10 protein-coding genes are annotated in these 17,653 nt (G+C 68.2%); 1 reads left to right on the top strand and 9 read right to left on the bottom strand.

The genetic code is table 11. The annotated features are described in order from the left end of the window. Positions 1-2 precede the first annotated feature (2 nt). The 3 genes from rplU to ACFZBP_RS16810 form a co-directional block, all read right to left on the bottom strand. Positions 3-323 carry a 50S ribosomal protein L21 gene (rplU, locus tag ACFZBP_RS16820; protein ID WP_004931419.1) on the bottom strand — a complete coding sequence of 107 codons (321 nt, stop codon included), beginning with the start codon at positions 321-323 and terminating at the stop codon, positions 3-5. Positions 324-527: 204 nt separating this feature from the next. Beyond that, positions 528-941, bottom strand: coding sequence for a hypothetical protein (locus tag ACFZBP_RS16815; protein ID WP_391413777.1), 414 nt, complete (start codon positions 939-941; stop codon positions 528-530). 591 nt (positions 942-1,532) lie between these two features. Further along, on the bottom strand, positions 1,533-2,012 hold the full coding sequence (locus tag ACFZBP_RS16810; RefSeq protein ID WP_391414123.1) for a hypothetical protein: 480 nt from the start codon (positions 2,010-2,012) through the stop codon (positions 1,533-1,535). Between the two features lie 322 nt (positions 2,013-2,334). On the opposite strand from ACFZBP_RS16810, the gene ACFZBP_RS16805 reads away from it, so the two are divergent. Then, the gene (locus ACFZBP_RS16805; protein WP_391413775.1) at positions 2,335-3,585 is read left to right on the top strand and encodes a tyrosine-type recombinase/integrase; all 1,251 of its coding nucleotides are present in this window, start codon (positions 2,335-2,337) and stop codon (positions 3,583-3,585) included. 132 nt (positions 3,586-3,717) lie between these two features. Here the strand turns inward: ACFZBP_RS16805 and ACFZBP_RS16800 are convergent, their stop codons facing one another. From ACFZBP_RS16800 to ACFZBP_RS16775, 6 genes are all read right to left on the bottom strand, one after another. Further along, positions 3,718-3,999, bottom strand: coding sequence for a DUF6881 domain-containing protein (locus ACFZBP_RS16800; RefSeq protein ID WP_391413773.1), 282 nt, complete (start codon positions 3,997-3,999; stop codon positions 3,718-3,720). A gap of 2 nt (positions 4,000-4,001) precedes the next feature. Further along, positions 4,002-10,901 carry an HYD1 signature containing ADP-ribosyltransferase family protein gene (locus ACFZBP_RS16795; protein ID WP_391413771.1) on the bottom strand — a complete coding sequence of 2,300 codons (6,900 nt, stop codon included), beginning with the start codon at positions 10,899-10,901 and terminating at the stop codon, positions 4,002-4,004. A gap of 151 nt (positions 10,902-11,052) precedes the next feature. Next, positions 11,053-14,733, bottom strand: a complete 3,681-nt coding sequence (locus ACFZBP_RS16790; RefSeq protein ID WP_391413769.1) for a LamG-like jellyroll fold domain-containing protein — start codon at positions 14,731-14,733, stop codon at positions 11,053-11,055. An 18-nt stretch (positions 14,734-14,751) separates the two neighbouring features. Then, positions 14,752-16,287 carry a VCBS repeat-containing protein gene (locus ACFZBP_RS16785; RefSeq protein ID WP_391413767.1) on the bottom strand — a complete coding sequence of 512 codons (1,536 nt, stop codon included), beginning with the start codon at positions 16,285-16,287 and terminating at the stop codon, positions 14,752-14,754. Between the two features lie 481 nt (positions 16,288-16,768). Continuing rightward, positions 16,769-17,395, bottom strand: coding sequence for a DapH/DapD/GlmU-related protein (locus ACFZBP_RS16780; RefSeq protein WP_391413765.1), 627 nt, complete (start codon positions 17,393-17,395; stop codon positions 16,769-16,771). Continuing rightward, on the bottom strand, positions 17,392-17,646 hold the full coding sequence (locus ACFZBP_RS16775; RefSeq protein WP_391413763.1) for a hypothetical protein: 255 nt from the start codon (positions 17,644-17,646) through the stop codon (positions 17,392-17,394). Before ACFZBP_RS16775 ends, ACFZBP_RS16780 begins: the two co-directional genes overlap by 4 nt. Positions 17,647-17,653: the final 7 nt, after the last annotated feature.

The following is a 17,653-nucleotide window of genomic DNA, read 5'->3' as shown; positions in this document are numbered from 1 at the left end:
CCTTACTTCGCAGCCGCGGGGATCTCAGTGACCTTGATCGCCGTGTACTGCTGGCGGTGGCCCTGACGACGGCGGTAGCCGGTCTTGTTCTTGTAGCGCAGAATGTCGATCTTCTGGCCCTTGTGGTGGTCCACGACCTCGGCCTGGACCTTGATGCCGGCCAGCACCCACGGGTCACTGGTCACAGCGTCGCCGTCGACAACGAGCAGGGTCGAGAGCTCGACCGTGTCGCCAACCTTGGCAGTGGAAATCTTGTCAACCTCAACGATGTCGCCGACAGCAACCTTGTGCTGGCGACCACCGCTGCGCACGATGGCGTACACGCGGATCTCACTCTCTCGCTCGGGAACGGCACCCCCGCAGTCCAGCCGCCCGGCACGCGGACAGCCTCTCCAGGACACCCAGTGCTCCGGAGGAAGAGGTTTACGGGGATGTGGCGCGCCTATATCTACGGACACGCCGACGGTCAAGGTTACGGGGCCCGGCTTGAGGGGTCAAACCGGGCCCCGCGCGACAGCGAACCGGGGTCAGCCGGTCCCGCCCCGCGGCTCCAGCGCGTGCGGGGCGAACGACGCGACGTCGTCCAGGGCGTCCTCCGCCCGGCCGCCCAGGCCAGAGTCCTGTAGCAGGCCCCGGACGCGGGCGACCAGGCCGGGACCGAGCTCGCCGTGGGTCCTCGCCACGTGGCCCACGCAGGTCACGGCGAGCGCGCGGACCTGCGGGTCGACGGCGGGGCCGGCGGGGTCGAGGCACGCCGACAGCAGCGCCTCGATCACCTCACGGTCCGGCTCTTCGTAGGTGAAGGCGAGCAGGGCGCTGGTGGCCCGGCCGGCGTCGGTTCCCCGGATGTCGGCCGTCAGGGCGTCGCGACACCCTGGAGACCTTGGAGACCCTGGTGACCCGGCAGGGCCGCCGGGTGGGGTGCCGAGCTCACTAGCCACTTTCGCCCTCTCCGTTCTCGAGCGCTCGGCGCCGTGCGCTCTTGGCCTTGGCCATGCCGGGCTCCGAATCGAGGTGGTCCGCACATGGCCGTGGAAGACCTCGTTGGTGCCGCCCTTCACGGTGCACCTCCGGCAGCATCCGAGCGTTCACCGCCGCGCAGGGCGAACCGATCGACCCGACCAACCTCAGCCGCGCCTTCGCCGCGCCTCCGCAAGGCAAGGTCGGCCTCCGCCGCATCCGCTTCCACTACTTCCGGCACTCGACCCTTCCAGGTGTGGCCCTACACAAACCCAAAGAACCAAACAGACCCTGCCAGATCACATCCGGCAGGGCCTATCTGTGACGAGTTACGCACCGAAGAGCCGAGCGGGCTAATCGCTACAACCTGCCCCTTCGAGTCCATCCTGCGGGCGCGGCCAGCATTCACCCGAATCGAGCCGTTCCTCGCGGGAAACCGTGGGCGAAATCGCCGCCGTAAACATCTCTTTCCAGATGACCCACCCTGCACATATGGATGCCAGCGTTACGGATGGAAACCCGTGAGGACGCCCCACCGATTGCTCGGAGGGGCATTCTCACGGGTTCTGCACTTAGTCTGACGGAATCGTGGCGACCGTCACCTGTCCATCCATCAGGCATTCGATGAGCACCGAACCGCCAAGCGGGTGGATCCAGAAGTGCGGCCCGGCGTCCAGGATGTCCCGCGCGTGACGTACTGCGACGTCCGCAGGCATGGTCACGGCCGGCATCAGATAGTTGCCCCAGATGACGGCGATCCGCTCACCGCGCTGTACGTATGAGGAGAGCAGCTCTGCCGCCACCCTCGTCCAGTGCTCCTCATCGTCCCACCAGAGGCGGTCTTCGAACGGAACGGACTCGAAGTCGATCACATCGCCGGTGGCAGCCGGAAATCTACTCAGCGTCGCTGCCGCCAGTGCACGGTTCTCGGCAAGATCCAGCTTCACCACCTGCCGGCCGTCATCGTCAAGCGGGTCGTTCATGAAGTCCGGAAGGTATTCCGGGCGACTCCCATAAGAACTACCGTCGGTCATACGTTCCGCCTCAACCACGTCGAAATGCCCCCGCCAGGGAACCTTATCGCCCATTTCCGAACCGACGCACCCTTGCCCGTCATCACATTGATGTGCGGGCCGATTCTGCCATCGGTATCCAGACGGAATGACCTGTACTCTCCACCACTGGTCGCGGTGAACCCGGTATCCCTGCCGAAGGTGTCGACCGCGGACTCCATCGTCCCCTGCCGACGCTGCCACGAACCGGCGTCGATGGGCCCCACGATGTCCAGGGCCTGGTTTCTGGCTGTTCGAACGAGTCCGTGTCCAGGACAACCTCGCTGCGGGGCTTCTCTGGGTCACACCTGCAAAGATCGGAGTGCCCGGGCTGTCCAATGGGGACGGAACCGTCTACCGGCGCAAGGATGGCCGCTGGGAAGCCGCCGGATACGTCCTCGCCCCCGGCAACACCCGAAAGCGCGTGCGTGTCTACGGCAACACCCGCAAGGCAGCGCTGACCAAGCTGACCGAGAAGATCGCCGCCAGCAACCTTGGCCTGCCCGTGGCGGCGGCCGACAGCACCGTCAGTGCGTACCTGACGTACTGGCTGAACGGTGTCGCCGTCCACCAGGTACGGGAGAACACCCACACCCGCTACGCCGCCTGCGTCCGCCTCCATCTCACCCCCGGGCTCGGGGCAAAGAAGCTTGCCCGGCTCACCGCCCGCGACGTCCGCACCTTCCTCGACCGCCTCCGCGTCGCCTGCCAGTGCTGCACCCAGGGGCGGGACACCGACCGGCGCTCCTGCTGCGCCATCGGCCAGTGCTGCAACAAGCGGCTCTCCCCGCTGACCGTGACCTACGTCCACTCGGTCCTCAAGTCCGCCCTGGAACACGCCGTCCGCGAAGACGATCTTCCTCGTAACGTCGCCCGAAATGTCAAGATCCCGGCACCCCGCCCCCGGCGCTTCAAGCCGTTCACCGCGAGCGAGGCCCGGCAGTTCCTCCACGCAGCCAGCAGCGACCGGCTCCACGCCCTGTACGAACTCGCCCTGCGCACCGGGCTCCGCAAGGGCGAACTTCTCGGGCTGCACTGGGACGACCTCGACCTCAACACGGGAACCGCCGCCATCCACCGTTCCCTCCAGCGCACCCGCACCGGCGGACTGACCGTCTTGCAAACCAAGACCCGCGCATCCGAACGTCGCATCGTCCTCCCCACCGAATGCATCGACTCGCTGAAGATTCACCGGGAACAACAGGAGGAAGCACGCCGGGCCGCGGGAATGGACTGGTCGGACAACGGCCTCGTGTTCACCACCCCCGCCGGCAGCCCTCTCGAACCCGCCAACCTCACCCGCAGCTTCAGCAGACTCCTCAACCGGGCCGGGCTCCGCCGCATCCGGTTCCACGACCTACGGCACTCGACCGCCACCCTGCTTCTGGAACAGGGCGTCGACCTCGTCGTGATCAAGGAGTTGTTGGGTCACGCCCACATCGGCGTCACCGCCGGCGTCTACGCTCACGTCCGACTCCGCCTCCAGCGCCAGGCCATCGACACCCTCGGCAACGCCCTCAGGTCGACCGATGGCGACCACGACGACTCACCCGCCGCAGCCGTCGTCCGCTGACGTTGCCGTCAGCGTTGCCGTCAAACAACTCGGGGCCCTGCTGGAAGTCAGCAGGGCCCCGAGCTTCTTTCACCGCCAGAATGGAAGCGCTTCTTACGCTCTGGCGCGCCACAAGACGAATTCAGCGGCGCGTCAGAAGTCCGTGTGCGCCTCGTTCCATGCACGCTCGAACTCTTCCGGAGTAATCACTTGGGCAGTGAACTCCGGTTGACTGGAAATTTCCTCCAGTGGCGGGAAAGGGATTTCCGAGAGGCCGACAGTTGCAGTTTCGAAACTCTCGTCCGCCCACTCGGATCGACCGTCCCGATAGAACTGCACCTTCCGAGTCTCATATCCATCGTCGCCGAGTTCGCTGAGATAGAGCACAGGATCATCAGCGAAGTCGTGAACCCATGCAACCTTGACGTACCTCACCTCTAGTTCCTTCCAGAGCTGAGGATGCGGCCGGTTAGATCGAGTGGCCCGCTGTTTGGGATCACGAACACTCCTGGCCTCCCTTCCACTACGTCTAGCCCTCTGACGTCGATTTCGATGTAGTGAGTGAACTTACGTCCAGCCCATGGGACCCGCAAGAAAGCTGCTGAGAGCTGTCCGAGCGTCTTCGTCCCGGGCTGGATGTCCGTCAGGTACTGGCCATCTCCATAGCGAGCATCCTTCGGGTTGTTCGCCTTCAGGGAAGGTCTCATCTCGCCACTCGAAATGATTCCGTCGTGCCCCGCTTCATTCGTGTAGTGGTAGAGACTTTGCGGCCCCTCAGAGGCAGCCTCCGCGGCCTCACCACAGTTATGCACGAGTACCGGCGTGGCCCCCGCCAGCACATAGTACGTGTGTACGTCGCTGACGGTGAGGTCGTAGGTGCGCTGACGCTGCTCGTAGGCCCGGCTTGCGGTGAGCTCGACGCTGGTTCCGTCCGCGGCGTGCAGGCGCATGCCCGGCTTGAGGTAGCCGGCCTCGATCCACGCCTTCTCGGAGTCACCCCAGAACGGGTGGGTCGTGGTGGAGACCAGAGTCTCGGTCTTGCCCGAGTTGCCCTTGACCGTCAGGTCGACGAAGTGCTTGTCGTCCTCGGTGACGATCGTGCCGACGACCTCACGGACCTTTGTCTTCCTCGTCTTCGGGTCGGTCACCACGACCTTGTCGCCGAGTTTGATCTGCTCGATCTTCTTGGTTTTGCCGCTTGCGAGCAGAACCTTGGTACCAGGCAGGAAGCTGTGTTTGCCTTCGATCGGGCAGGAGCCGCCGTCCTCGTTTTTCTTTCGTTTCTTGAGGGCCTCCGCCGCCTTCTTCCTGGCGTCCGCCAGCTTGTCCGCGGCCTTGGAGAGCCCGGCGCTCGCGTTGGCGACCGCCTTGCTGGCCTTCCACAGGTCCTTGGCCCCGCCGATCAGGTCCCCGACCAGGCCGGTCACCCGCTTGGCGAGCCTGTAGCCCTTGGCCCAGTTCCACGGCGCCCCGTACTTGGCGAGGATCTTGCCCGCCAGGCCGCCCGCGAAGCTGCCGGCGATGTTGAGCAGGGTCTCGCCGCAGGCACCGACGTCACCGCTGGAGATGCAGTCCAGGGCCGCATCCACGCCCAGGATGTCCCGGGCGATCTTGACCAGGGCCTTGCCCGCGGACTTGATCCGCTGCTTGGCGGAAGCCTGCTGCTGCTGCGCACCGGACAGATTCGCGGCCGCCGCGTTGTGCTCGGACTGCGCCTGGACGACCGCCGGGTCGGAGGGGGTGCTGCTGACAGGCTGGCCTCCGCGACACTCGATCCGCGGATCCTCGCACGCCGCGTTCTTCAGGCCGCTGGGATCGGCGTTCGTGACCGGTGAGTTGGTCGCGTACGCGTAACCGTTGATCTGCTGTGGCTGCGTGTAGTCGATGATCGGGTCGACCGAGATGAACTTGCCGATCACCGCGTCATACTCACGCGCCCCTAGGTGGGTCAGGCCGGTCGAGGCATCGATGGTGCCGCCGACGTAGCCCTTCTCCCCGGGCCAGGTTCCGGTCTTCTCGCCGCGCTCGACGCCGTAAGGGTCGAACCGGCGCTGGCTGATCGCGCCTGTCGTGGCATCGATCGCCACCTCGCCCGTGCCGTGGTGATCTGAGGCGACATAGGACAGCTTGGCCGCGGTGCGGACCGCGACGGTCTGGCCGGCGAAGTCGTAGTAGCGGGTCGCCTCCTTCTTGGTGCCGTCGGCCGACAGCTTCAGCTCGGTGCCGGGCAGGTAGACGGTCGTACCGGAGGGGTCCTTGCGGACCAGTCGGTTGCCGGAGCCGTCGTAGAGGTAGCTGGTCTTTGAGCCGTTCGCCTCGGTGACCTCGTTGACCTTGCCGGTGTCGGTCCAGGTCAGCGACTGGGCGTTGCCGCCGATGGTGCGCTTGGTGGTGTTGCCCGAGTCGTCGTACTCGTACGTCGACTGCCGGTCACCGGTCGGCGTCTTCTCGGTGATCTTGGTGACCTGGTGCGGGCCGTCGCCCAGGGCACCCGTCGTGCCGTACTCGTAGCTGCGGGTGATGTTCTTCGTGGCGTCCAGGCCGATGTCGTGGACGGTGTCCGAGACGCGGTTGCCGATGGCGTCGGTCTCGTACGACTTCCAGTACGGGGCCGGGCCGCCGAGGGCGCTCGATCCCGCCGTCGCGTCACACGCGGTCGGTCCGGTGCCGTCCACCGGGGTGGTGGAGCCACGGGTGCCCATGCCGCCCGCGGTCGCCGCCGTGGCCGCCGGGGTCCAGGCGTCCTTCAGACGCTGTCGGCCGTCGTAGGCGAAGCACTGCACGTCCGGCGAGGCAGAGTTTGCGGTGTCCGCGATGGACAGGACGTTGCCCGCCTGGTCGTAGGAGTACTTGGAGTCCTTCGCCGGTGCGGTGGCGCCGTAGACGTCGGCGACTGAGCGGGTCAGTCGGTCGGTGCCCGTCTCATAGCTGAAGGTCTGCCAGACCTTCTTTCCGTTGCCCGAATACAGTTCCAGCTGCTGGAGTTGGCTGGTGCGCGAGTAGACGGTGTTCGTGACGTACGACGTGGAGCCTGTCATCGTCTTCGGACGCTGGAGAGCGTCGTACGTGTAGGTCAACGCCTCCGCCGGCAGGTCGCCGATGGCGGGCAGACCGGCGCTCTGGACGGTGCCGTCCCTGTTGTACGTGGTGCTGAAGACGTAGGTGCCGGCGAGGGAGCCCTGCGAGGCCGGAACCTGGTAGGCCGTCTTGAGCGGACGGTAGAACTCGTCCATCGACTGGACGGCGGTGGCGAAGTACTCCGTCGGGGAGACGTAGTTGAGGAAACCGTAGGCCTGGCCGAGCCAGCCCGCCTTGTCGTACCTCGTCTCCGAGAGCTTCGTACCGGTGGTGGGATCGCCCGTCCAGGTCGTCGCCACGCGGCCGAGGCTGTCGTAGACCGTGGAGACCTTCTTGTTCCGGCCGTCCCACGCGGCGACCGGCCGGTCCAGCTCGTCGTACTCCGTGCGGGACGTGCCCGCGTCGGGGTCGACGGACTTCGTCTTGCGGCCCAGCTGGTCGTACTCGTACCGCCACACGTTGGCCTTGGCGTCGGTGACCGTCTCCAGCAGACCGCGCGTGTTGTACGTGTACTTCGTCGAGTCGTACGGCACACCCGCACCTGGCGCGGAGCCCTGGTAGTGGCGGATCTCCGAGACGTTGCCCCGGACGTCGGTGACCGTTGTCGTGGGCACGCCGCCGACAGGGGGGTCGATGTGGGTCAGCTCGCCGTCGTACGTGGTCGTCGTGCGCCACTGCTCGGCGCCGCTGACCGCGAAGATCTGGGCTGTGGTGCGGCCCAGGCCGTCGTACTCCAGCAGGCTCTGCGCGCCGACCTGGCTGTTGCTGACGAGCAGCAGCTCGTCGGAGGGGGCGCTGGCCGCGTTGTACGTCGAGTTGGTCTTTCTGAGGTTCCCGGTGCCGTCGTAGAACGTGTCGGCGACCATGCGGGTGCCGTCCGGGCCCTCGGTCTGGATCTGCCGGGGGCGCAACAGGCTGTCGTAGAGCTGGTACTCGGCGCCATAGGTACCGTCGTTCTCGATCTTCTCGGTCTTGATCGAGGTGACCTTGTCCTTGCGGACGTTGTACGAGTACTTGATGCTCGGTGTCTGGGTCTTCGCCCGGTCCGCGAGCCACACCGAGGTCAGACGGCCGAGGGCGTCGTAGGCGAGGTCCGTCCGCTTGCCGTTCGGGTCCGTCTGGCCCGTCGACATGCCCCACGCCGGGACGTAGTCGGTGGTGGTGGCGTGGTTGAGGGCGTTGTAGACGACCGTCTTCGTGAGGAGGCCGTTGGCCTCGGTGTAGACCGTTCTCGTCTCGTTCTGCTTGGGGTCCTTCTGGGACAGCGGACGGCCATAGGTGTCATAGGTCGTCGTGCCCGTGACCTGGTACGTCCCCGTCGTGCCGTCGTGGGACGTCAGACGCTCGGTCCTGGTCGCGTCACCCTTGGTCGGCGCCGCGGCGTACGCGCCGCCGTCGTAGGACGTGCGCTCGTCCGCCAGGACCTGGGTCTTGTAGTCCGCGCTGACGGAGCACTTCACCGCGACGGACTCGCTGCGGCGGGGCAGGGAGAGGATGTTCTCCGTCGCGTTGTCCGCGTACCAGGTACGGGTGCAGGAGTCGTCCTTGGCGGTGGAGACGTCGCCGAGGTCATCGACCTGGGTGACTCGGCCGCCCTTGGCGGTGTCGTATGTCGTGGTGGACTTCGTCTCGCGCCAGGTCCCGGCGGACTCCAGCTGGAAGCCTCGGCCGGTCTGCGTGCGCACGATCGCCGCGCGGGTTGTGCCCCAGCTGCGGGTCTGGGTGGCGGTGTAGTGCCTGAACGGCGTGGCGATGGTCTTGGAGACCAGCTTCGCGCCGTCGTAGGTCGCCGCCTCCAGCTGGTGACCGGTGAACTCCTCGTCGTCCGTGTACGTGGCGCCCGTGGAGTCCTTGACCGTCACCGAGCGGGTGCCGCCTGCCGGGTCGGCGTCGCCGTTCATGCCCTGCATGAACGTGTAGTCGATGCGGGTCTTCTGCTTGTCGGCGGTGCCGCTGGTGACGGTGACCTTGCCGTAGCCCTGCCAGCCGCCCCAGGTGAGGTACTTGGCGTCGGTGATGCCGTCCGGCTTCGCCTTACGCCAGGCCGCGTCGCCCTGGTAGTCGTAGCGGGTGACCATGCCGTCGCTGCCGCCGGTGCGGTCGGTCTCGATGACCGCCGCGACGACGTACTTGTGGAACCAGTCCGTGATCGGGTCGACGGAGCCCGGCGGGGCCCACTTCACCGGGTAGCAACGCTTGGTCGACTCGCCCGGCTGAGGCAGCGTCGCCTTGGTGCAGTCGGTGGGGGCGTAGTTGACGTCGAGCTGGGCGCCCGTCTCGCTGAGGACCATCGACAGGCGGAATCGGTGGAACGGCGCGATGTTGTCGCCGACCGCGTCGACGCGGTTGGCAAACTGCTCACCGAAGAGGTCGACAGAGGGGAGCTTGACGGCAGTGCCGGCGCGGCCCTCGTGCTCGATCTTCGAGAGCCACAACGTCTTGGAGTCGTCGCCGTTGTCGGTGAACAGGTGCGTGAACAGCCAGGCGTCCACGTCCTGGTAGGTCGTGGCGTCCTTACGCATCTGCGTGACGATCGACGTCAGCCGCTTGGTGGTCCAGAATGTCTGGACCGGCGAGGTGCACTTTGTGCCCGACTTGCACTCCTGGTCGACCGGAACGTCCGGCCAATGGGCAGCGTTCGCCTTGGTCCGCTTGCTCTCCGAGCAGTCGAAGTCGGCGGTAGGCAGGCAGCGCTCGGCCGTGTTGAAGACAATGCGCGCCGGGGCCTTGGCCGCATAGACCTTGCCGTCCTGCTGGCCGTAGTCGATGCGCTTCAGCCAGCCGCCGCGGTGGTACGCGGTGCCGTTGACGTCCGTCTTCCCGTTCAGCGCGTAGTAGTTGCTCTCACGCTCGTAGAAGTAGGACATCACGTTGCCATGGGTGTCCTTGACGTAGTCCAGGCTCCAGCGCCACGCCTGCTGACAGTGGGCGCTAGCGAAGGTGGCGTTGTAGCAGGGCTCGCCGGAGTCGTCACCGAAGACCGGGGCGGCCCAGACGGAGTTGGTCTCCTCATTGCCCGTGGCCCAGCCCGGCAGGCGGTTCAGGCCGAAGTAGTACTCGGTGCCGTCGGACGTGGTGATCTTCCAGTGCTCGCCCTTGTCGTTGGCGCTGCCGTCGTCGCCGTTGGCGGCGCCGGTCAGTCGCTCAACCTTGGAGCCGTCGTCGGACGACAAGTGCCACTTGCCGGAGTCGTCGTCCTTGACCAGCTCGCCAGCCGAGCCGTTGAGCATGACGGTGGCGTTCTCGAACGCCCAGCACTGCTCACCGGAGCTGCTGTGGCCGTCGTCGGAGCAGGGCTTGTAGCGGCGCTCGATGTAGCCGGGGTCGTACGAGAAGCCCTCACCGATCCAGGAGCCCTGGTTGTTGGTGGCCGAGGTGCGGCCGTCCGCGGACTGGGAGGAGTAGCCGAGGCCCACGGTGGGGACCTGGCCGCCCGGGGTCGGGACGGAGCGTAGCGGGTAGTTCCAGTTGAAGGCGCCGGAGGACGTGGACACGCTCCAGCTGGCCGACGGGGACAGGGCGGTGGCCTTGTACGTGCCCTGGGCGCTGGACGGGCCCGCCGCCACCGCCAGCAGGGATGTCGACTCGCCGGCCATGGTGGAGACGCCGTCGGCCGACGCGGGGGCGGCCGTCACGTCGGCGGAGACCGTGCCGGTGCGCACGTCGTTCACGGTGGGCAGCACCTTGGGCTGCTCCGGGCACTCCTTGCTGCCGGGGGTCGCGTACGCGGCACACGCGGGCAGCTGCACCATGCGCAGCCGGGAGGCGTACGAGCCGCCGTAGCCCTCGGCGAATTCGGAGTAGTCGACGCTCAGGCGGACCTTGCCGGCCTTGTCGCCGCCGTCGGCCCGCTCGACGCCGAGGAGGACGCCGGCACCGAGCTTCGCGGCGCGGGCCGGGTCGAGGACGTCGACCTGCACCTCGGACGGCGCCGCCTTGGCCGCCTTGACGGACTTGGGCTTGAGCACCTTCACCGGCAGGCCGCCCGCTTCCGCGGTGGCTCCCAGTTTCACCTCGGTGCCGCCCTGCTTGGGCCACACCGCCTTGTCGAGGCCCTGGACCGCGGCCTTGCGGGCCGGGTCGGAGGGGCGGGACTTGGACTTGGCGTCCCGTCCCTTGACGGCATCGCCGTCGTCCTGGACGCCGGGGCGGCTGGTGCGGCCCCTGGCGCCGTCGTCGAGCACCACAGCCTCGACGGTCGACGCGGACAGCGCGAGGGAGAGTCCCATCACTGTCGCGACGACCGCCTGTCTCGGCATGCGGCGGCTCAGTGAGCGGCCACGAAACATGTGGTCGGTTCCCTTTCGGAGAAGTGGGAGGAGAACGTCATGGATTGGGGGGAGACGGAAGGCGGCGTGGGGCGTGTGCCGGGCCCCACAGGACCCGGCACACCTCAGAAGTGGCGAACCGTCACATGTCCGGCACTGCCGTCAGCGCGACCATCTGCTGCACCGCGATCCGGTCGGCGGCCCCGCTGTAGACGCGGACCTCGTCGAGCGCGCCGGCGAAGAACTCGCTCGCCCCGCGCATTGAACGGCCCACCTGCAGACCGCCGCTGGCGGACCACAGGGTGTCGTCCTCGCCGTAGGCACCGGCCACTAGCTGGCCCCCGACGTACAGCCGGATCGAGTTGGCGAAGGCGTCGTAGACGACCGCCAGGTGCTGACCGGAGCCGCCGGTGTCCGGCAGTTCCTGGTCGTCGGTGAAGGTGACGATCTCCGCGGTCGCCGAGTCGGTCTTCGCCACGGCCAGTTCCCACTGCTGGGTGGCCGCCTGGTAACGGACCTGGAGGCGATTGGCGTTGGCGCCCGGCAACGACAGCACTGTCTGCGACTTCTCCGGGTCCAGCGAGGTGAGCTGGGCGCGAGCGGAGATGGTGAAGCTGGAGTTGCCGGTGACCGGGGCGGTCGCGGTGGACGCATAGTCCCCGTCTCCGTCCAGCACCAGGTGACCGTCACCCACCAAGGCGGCGGTGCCGAACGCGTCGTCCGGGTCCGGGCGGTAGACGGAGGCGTTGCCCGCGAGGGTCAGCGCCTGTCCTCCACCGGTCTCGGCGGAGGCCCCGCTGGGCGCGTCGTCGAGCTGCCAGTACCCCTTGCGGGCCGGCTTGATCGTCATCAGCTCGGCAACCTGGGCCGTCGGCAGGACGCGGTTGAAGACCCGGACCTCGGCCATGTCACCCGTGAAGTGGTCGCGGTAGCCGCTCTTGGCGGTCGCGCGGCCGATCTGCAGCGGGCCGTACGACTTCCAGGTGGAGCGGCGTCCGGCGGAGCCCTTGAGGTCCTTGTTGACGTACAGCTGGAGCTGCGGGCCGCCGCTCCTTTCGGCGTCGTACACGCCAGTCAGCAGCACCCACTGGTCCTTGACGACGGACACGCCGGTGGAGACGGCCTTCCACTCGCCGAGCGAGTCGACGTCGTTGACCGGGACGGCGAACTTCCAGGTCTGCGCGGACGCGTCGTAGCCCAGGGTGAAGCCCGGCTCGCCGGTGCCGTCCTGGCTGATGACGGTCATGCTGCGGTCCAGTGCCGTGGGCCGCACCCAGGCGCTGACGCTGAAGCTCCTGGACGTGTCGAGCACCGTCTCGCTGGTGTCCAGGAAGGCGTCGGCGCTGCCGTCGAAGCGGGCCGCCTTGTCGACCTTGCCGCCGGGACCGTCCACCTCGAAGGTGACGGCGGGGCCGGCCGTGGCCGAGAAATCGCCGCTCTCGTCGTGTGCCTCGGAGGCACCAGCCCGGTCAGCGAGGTTCCACTGGGCGCGGACCGGTCTCCCCTCGCTGACCAGGAAGTCGTAGAGGGTGCTGCTGGCATGGTTCGCCTTGTCGACGGCGACCACCTCGAGCACCTTGCGTCCGGGGGTGGCCGGCATCCACTGCGTGGAGACCGAGCCGCCGGGCGTGCCGGGGGTGAGGTCCTTCAGCGCGGCGCCGTCGAAGGAGTACCGGTACTTGACGACGTCGGTGTCCGGGATGGAGTCGTTCGGGTTGGGCGAGAAAGTGAAGGTGCCGTAGGTGCCCACGCCGTCGTGGTAGACGGTGTCCGACGGGTACTGAATGGAATTGACGAGCGGCTTGCCCGGCCACGTCTTGTCGTAGGTGAACTCGCAGCGCTGGGCGGTGTCGCCCTCCCAGCTCCACGGGCCGTAGCCGTCACCGTCGTAGGCGCGGGCGCTCCAGTGGATGGTGGTGTTCTGCGGGATCGTCGACTTGACGGTGTGCGTGAACTTGGTGCTGGTCGTCGGGGACAGCCAGTCCGGGGTCAGATAGGTGTAGGACTTGGCGGTGTTCGTGCTGGGGTCGGTCCACTCCACCTTGAACTCGACCTTCACCTTGTCGGTCTGACCGTTGCCGTGGTCCGGGTCGCTGGCGATGGCCTGGAGCTTCGGCGGGACGTCGGTGTAGGAGCGGCCGGAGCCCCACTTGCACAGGCCACCGGGGTCGGTGGACATGTCCGACGTCTTGATCTGCCGCGGCAGGTTGTTGTACTTGATCGACAGGTACGCGTTGCCGCAGATCCGCTTCCACTCGGCGAACCGGGACTCGTCCGCCGCGCGCAGACCCAGCGTCATCGCGTTCCAGCCGCCCGCGGCAGCCGTCTTGATCTCGCTGGTCAGCTCGCCGGTCGCCCCGCTCTCGAAGTGCAGGTTGGCCTGGCTGGAGCAGGAGGTCGGAGAGATCGCCTTGTCGACGGTCGCGATGTGGTCGACCCAGTCGTCCGAGGTGTTGGACCAGTTGCTGGACGAGGTGAGCGAGTAGTTCTGGCCGCCGATCCGGTAGAGGCGGATGGGCTCCGCGGTCGGGGAGGCGCTGTAGATGTGCTCGACGCGGGCGGAGAAGGTGGCGCCCAGGATCTGCTTCCCCTTGTAGAAGGAGAGCGGCATCGTGAACATCACGCGGCGCGTGCCGACGCCGTTGCAGGAGACCGGGTTGTAGTCGGTGGGGCACTTGCCGACGCCCGCGCTGCCCGAGTACTTCCAGTCCTGCTCACTGGGCATCCCGGACATGACGCCGGTCCAGGAGGTGCGCGAGGTGGTGCGCTGGATCGGGTCGATGACGACCGGGAAAACGGTGTCCTCGCCCTTGAGCAGCTTCTGGTCGGGGATCAGGCTCAGCCTGTCTTTGGCCACCTCGACGCCGAGCGGGGCGACACGTCCGCCGCCACCGGGGCCTTCGAGTGCGGGCTCGGGGGCCGTGTCGGCCTGCGGGGTGGGCGTGGAGTCGGCGTCCACGCCCGCCGCTGCGGAGGTCAGTGCCCTGGCCACGGCCTTGGGGCCCTGCTTGCGGGCGGCCTCCTCGGCCACGGCGGCCGAGTCCCACATCGTCGGCTTGCCCGCCTGGAAGACGGTGCCGCCGACGGCCGCGTCCTCGGCGACGATCGCCCCGGCGGCGTCCTCGGCGACCTTCAGACCGTCGGTGGTCATGCCCAGGTCGAGCCGGGCGAGGCGCTGGTCCGCCGCCGCTTCCGGTGTCTTGACGACCAGCAGGTGTCCGAAGCCGTCGGCTTCGGCGCGCACGGTGAGGTCAACGCCGGGCAGGGCGTCGACGTAGGTGGCGGTGTCACCCTCGACGTGGGGCCCGGGCAGCTTGCCGTACGGCCAGGTCAGGGCGAACTCGCGGCCGGCGCGCTGCATGGTCACGAACGGCTTGCCCGCCTGCCCGGCGGACAGGCTCAGGTCGACCGTGGCGGCCTTGGGCCCCCAGGTGCCGTCGGATCGCTTGACGAGCGTCTCGTCGATGTCGACCCACGTGCCGCCGCGGACCGTGCGGACCGGCTCGGTGTACTCGCGGGCGGTGAAGGTGCCGTCGGGTTCCGCGAAGATCTCCCGGCGCTCGGTGCGCATGCCGACGACCTCGGTCTCCTTGCCGCTCTTCTTCGCGAGGGCGAGGGCCTGCTGCTCGGTCTGAGCGGGGCGGTCGGCGGCGACGGGGGCCGTCGGGTCGGGGGACGGGTTGGGGGTGGGGAGGGCGGCCAGGGTGCCGGTGAGTACGGCACCTGCGACGACGGCCGCGAGTGCGGCGCGGCGCAGCACTCCGGTGCCCTGCGGTCGGCCGGGTCTGTGCGCGGGCAGGCGCCCGCTGTGTATCAGTGTCATGGTTCCTGTCCCGTCAGATCAGCGGACCGTCGCGCCGAACGCGACGCCGCCGGCCGGAATGCCGCCCTCACCGGGCTTGAAGTTCTGCGTCGGCGCACCGCCGGAGGGCACGTTCCACGGGAAGCCGTAGACGGCCCGCCCGTCGGCCGGGCCGTAGGGCACACCGACGTACAGCAGCGAGGGGGTTGCGCCCAGGGCGAGGCCGGTGAGCATGCGCGGTGCGGCGGCGGACGGAATGCCGTAGCCGGGGTCGATCCAGTTGTCGGAGGCGCCGGGCGCGCCGACCAGCGGGACGATCTGCACGCCGCCCTTGTCGGGGTTCTCCTCGGCCCACTCCTCGCCTGGCACGCCGATCGCGACCCGGGTGGTGTTGCCGGTGGAGGTGACGTTCGGGGAGATGTTGACGGCGGCGAGCCGCTTGCCGAAGAGATCACCCGCATCCGACTCCTCGTCGACGTCCAGGGTGTTCTGGTCGATCCAGGCAGTCTGCGAGAACGAGCCGCTCGCCGTGATGCGGAAGACCTGGACTGCGCCTGCGTCGACGGTGGTCAACAGGTCCTCGCCCGGAACGCCGACCACGAGCAGCGACTCGGTGGTGGAGGTGGCGCCCGCGGGCCGATACGGCACCATGGCGATCGCGTCGCCAAACTGGTCGCCGACCTCCTCGGCGTCACTGATCGTGTCCTGGTCCTGGCCGAGTCCGCCGAGCGGCTTGGGGGAGCCGGACGTGAGCGTGTGGTTGAAGTAGCCCACGCCGCCCGCGAAGGTGACGGAGCCGAGCGCCTCGCCGGGCGAGCCGACCGCGAAGTGGGTCGGGGTCGCGGCCAGGGAGGAGCCGAAGCGGTCGTCCTGCTCGGCCGTGCCGGAGACGGCGCCGGCGACGTCGGTGTCCTGATGGACCATCACGACGTTCTGCGCGGTGCCGCTGACGTAGTAGAAGGCACCGGCGTCCTCGATGGTGCCGATCGACTCGCCGGGGGAGCCGATCAGCAGGAACGGCGAACCCGAGGAGGTCTTGCCGGCCGCAACCGTGTAACCGACCCAGTCGTCGGCCTCCGCCCCGCCCCCGAGCGGCTTGTCGGTGCCCTGGAGGAACTCCTTGACCGGCTTGCTCCCGGCGTTCAGCCCACTGGTGGAGCCGTAGATGACATGCACGAAACCGGAGTCGGCCGCGGCGCCGATGTCCTCGTAGGGCGCGCCGACCACCAGGTCGCTGCAACCGTCGAGGTCGGCGTCGTAGACGGCCATCGAATAGCCGTACTGGTCCCCCGCCTCGACCGCACCCGGTATGGCGTCGAGCGCCTGCGTCAGCGTCGTGGTCCCCTTGCCGCCGCCGTAGACGACGTGCACGGCACCGGCCTTCGCCACGCCGTCGACGGTCGCCTCGGGATCGGCGACGGCGGTGTCCCTGGTCCCGTCGCCGTTGAAGTCGGATTCGACGCCCGACGGGCAGGCGACGGCGGCCGCAGCAGGCGTGCCGCCGGTCCCCACCCCCCAGGCCAGGAACGCCCCTGCGATAACAGCGGCCGCACTACGCCGCCATGTTTTCCCCACCCTTGGCACAGACACCTCAAGATAAAGAGCGATTAAAGGCCAGAGGATCATTCCTTTACTTGATATGCACACGCAATACACGTATGTGATCAATGAGGGTGACGTGCATCACTTGACCCTCACAAGTGGCGCAACCGCCCCGCCCTTGGGACAGGACTCCGCCTGCGGTGCGGCTGATGCCGGAGGCGTCCAGGCGGTCTGCGGTCAACGCTTCCGACGAGATCGCGGAAGTCGATGCGGCCCTGTTCGGCACCGTCAGGGCCGGAACTTCGCAGCACTGCCACGACACCGCGTGGGAGACGCTGTCGGCGAACGGCGTGGCTGCCCGTTCGTACGACACGGAGCACACCTTCTCAAGCCGATGCTGAGCCTGGTGCGTTGAGGTCCAGCAGCCCCCATCTCGGTCGGGTGGGGGCTGCGTGCAACCTGCACAGCGCTGCCGGACGAGGTCGCCGAGGGGGCGCGTCGACGGCGCCGTGGGTCACTCGGCCGGCAGTTCCACCAGCACGGTCGTGCCATCGGCGTCCTCGACCGGCCGTTCCGCGTAGCGGGCGCCGGTCTGCGGGCACTCCCACGTGCCCGGCTCGCCCTCACGTTCGACGAGGCGCACCCCGGCCCTGCCGACCCAGCCGATGCGGCGGGCGGGGACGCCTGCCACCAGCGCGAAGTCCGGAACGTCCTTGGTGACGACAGCGCCGGCCGCCACCAGCGCCCAGCGGCCGATGTGGACCGGGGCGACACAGACCGAACGGGCACCGAGGGAGGCCCCTTCGGCCACCTTGACGCCGACGGCCTCCCAGTCACCGCCCCGCTTCTGCTTGCCCTCGGGGTCCACAGAGCGCGGGTAGTGGTCGTTGGTGAGGACGACGGCGGGGCCGACGAAGACGCCGTCGCCGAGCTCGGCCGGCTCGTACACCAAGGCGTAGTTCTGCAGCTTGACGTTGTCGCCGATCCGCACGCCCGTGCCGACATAGGCGCCGCGGCCGATGACGCAGCCCGCACCGAGGCGGGCCTTCTCGCGGATCTGCGCGAGTTCCCACACGGTGGTCCCGTCGCCCAGTTCGGCGCTGTCGTCGACCTGAGCGGTGGGCTTGATGGTGTAGCTCACTGTTGAACCTTCCTGTGGCCGCCGATCAGCAGCCGGTCGAAATCGTCGCGTACGACGGTCCAGTCCCAGGCGGAGAGCGCGTGTTCGGCGGCCGCCTGGCCCGCCTTCAGCCAGGTCTCCTCGGTGGCGGTGGTGGCGAGGATCCTCCGCGCCGCCTCCTCGGGCGTACCGGCCACCCGCTCCGGTGGGAAGAGCGTGCGGGCGCCCTGCGGGCCTGCCGGCACCCCCGCCCGGGCCAGGGCGGAGCTCACCGAGGCG

Origin of the sequence: Streptomyces sp. NPDC008086, from assembly GCF_042957325.1 — a bacterium.
Classification (GTDB): Bacteria; Actinomycetota; Actinomycetes; order Streptomycetales; family Streptomycetaceae; genus Streptomyces.
This window is presented reverse-complemented; position numbering and strand designations above follow the sequence as displayed.